Raw genomic sequence first — 2,064 nt, forward strand, 5'->3', positions numbered from 1 at the left:
GTGGTGGGCTGGTCGCGCAGTTCCCCGCGCCCCTAGGGGGTCCCGGTGGTCCGGGGAACAGGGCTCAGCCCCAGACCCCCCAGGGGCGCGGGGAACTGCGCGAGCAACCGGTGACGGTCCGCAGATGACCGACGGGCCCTTCGGGGGCGCGGGGAACTGCGCGAGCAACCCAGGGCGGTCCGCGGATGACCGACGGGCCCTTCGGGGGCGCGGGGAACTGCGCGAGCAACCCAGGGCGGTCCGCGGATGACCGACGGGCCCTTCGGGGGCGCGGGGAACTGCGCGAGCAACCCAGCACGGTCCGCGGATGACCGACGGCCTTTCAGGGGCGCGGGGAACTGCGCGACCGGCCCCAGTGGGGCCGCAGGTCCGGCCCTTCAGGGGCGCGGGGAACTGCGCGAGTGGTCAGGGACGGGCTGCAGACGACTGGGAAACCGGCAGCCCCGGAGGGGGTTACGCTCGGGGCGCGCAGCCCAGGACGTGGGACTTCACCAGCGTGCCGATCCGCGGATCGTGCCGCCGGAACGCCTCCACCAGCTCCTGATGCTCCTCCGCGTACGACTTCTGCACCGTACCCAGCCAGCGGATGGACAGGGCCGTGAAGACCTCGATGCCGAGGCCCTCCCACGTGTGGAGGAGGACCCCGTTGTGCGCCGCGCGCACCAGCTCCCGGTGGAACCCCACCGTGTGCCGCACCTGCGCCGTCCCGTCCGCCGCCGCGTCCGCCTCGTACAGCGCCGCCACATGGGGCTCCAGGGCCGAGCAGTCCGCGGCGAGGCGGTCCGCCGCCAGCTCCGCGGCGATCTGCTCCAGGCCGGCCCGTACGGGGTAGCTCTCCTCCAGGTCGGCCGCCGTCAGGTTCCGTACCCGTACGCCCTTGTTCGGCGCCGACTCGATCAGCCGCAGGGACTCCAGCTCCCGCAGGGCCTCCCGGACCGGCGTCTGGCTGACCTGGAGCTCGACCGCGATCCGGCGCTCCACGATCCGCTCGCCCGGCTTCCAGCGACCGCTGACGATCCCCTCCACGATGTGCTCGCGGATCTGCTCGCGCAGCGAGTGGACGACGGGCGGGGTCATGAGGGCTCCTTCACGCGCGAGCGGTGACCTCTAGACAATACGGCGGCGCCCCCACCTGGAATCACTCCGGGCAGGGGCGCCTTCGTCACAGACCGTACGGCCGCGGTCCTACAGGCCGAGCTCGACCTCGAACTCGCCGGCCTCCAGGATCGCCTTGACGGCCGTCAGGTAGCGGGCCGCGTCGGCGCCGTCGACCAGACGGTGGTCGTAGGAGAGCGACAGGTAGGTCATGTCGCGGACACCGATGACCGTGCCCTCGGCGGTCTCGATGACCGCCGGGCGCTTGACCGTGGCACCGATGCCCAGGATGGCGACCTGGTTCGGCGGCACGATGACCGTGTCGAACAGCGCGCCGCGCGAGCCGGTGTTGCTGATCGTGAAGGTCGCGCCGGACAGCTCGTCCGGAGTGATCTTGTTGGCGCGGACCTTGCCGGCCAGCTCGGCCGTGGCCTTGGAGATACCGGCCAGGTTGAGGTTGCCCGCACCCTTGATGACCGGCGTCATCAGACCCTTCTCGGAGTCCACGGCGATGCCGATGTTCTCCGAGTCGAAGTACGTGATGGTGCCCTCGTCCTCGTTGATCCGGGCGTTGACGACCGGGTGGGCCTTCAGCGCCTGGGCCGCCGCCTTCACGAAGAACGGCATCGGGGAGAGCTTGACGCCCTCACGGGCGGCGAAGGAGTCCTTGGCGGCGGCACGCAGCTTCATCAGCTTCGTGATGTCCACCTCGACGACCGTGGTGAGCTGCGCCTGCGAGTGCAGGGCCTTCATCATGTTGTCGCCGATGACCTTGCGCATGCGGGTCATCTTGACCGTCTGGCCGCGCAGCGGGGACGCCTCCAGGGAGGGGGCGGCCTTCGCGGCGGGCGCGGCGGCGGCGGCCGGCGCCGGGGCGGCGGCCTTGGCGGCCTCGGCCGCGGCGATGACGTCCTGCTTGCGGATACGGCCACCGACACCGGTGCCCTTGACCGCGCCCAGGTCCACACC

At 71.7% G+C, this 2,064-nt stretch carries 2 protein-coding genes; both read right to left on the reverse strand.

Going from position 1 to position 2,064, the window contains the following annotated elements; translation table 11 throughout:
- Positions 1 to 453: 453 nt before the first annotated feature.
- Positions 454 to 1,077 (reverse strand): GntR family transcriptional regulator, encoded by a 624-nt coding sequence (locus tag ACJA3G_RS35740; RefSeq protein ID WP_358836434.1) that lies wholly within the window; start codon positions 1,075 to 1,077, stop codon positions 454 to 456.
- Positions 1,078 to 1,185: 108 nt separating this feature from the next.
- A partial coding sequence (locus ACJA3G_RS35745) for a 2-oxo acid dehydrogenase subunit E2 (protein ID WP_406557192.1) occupies positions 1,186 to 2,064 on the reverse strand: 879 nt, incomplete at its 5' end.

This window comes from Streptomyces sp. YS-3, from assembly GCF_045257485.1.
Taxonomy (GTDB): domain Bacteria; phylum Actinomycetota; class Actinomycetes; order Streptomycetales; family Streptomycetaceae; genus Streptomyces.

What these genes read in the sequence shown, in the direction of transcription:
- ACJA3G_RS35740 (WP_358836434.1), bottom strand. Translation starts at nt 1,077, where the DNA reads ATGACCCCGCCCGTCGTCCACTCGCTGCGCGAGCAGATCCGCGAGCAC.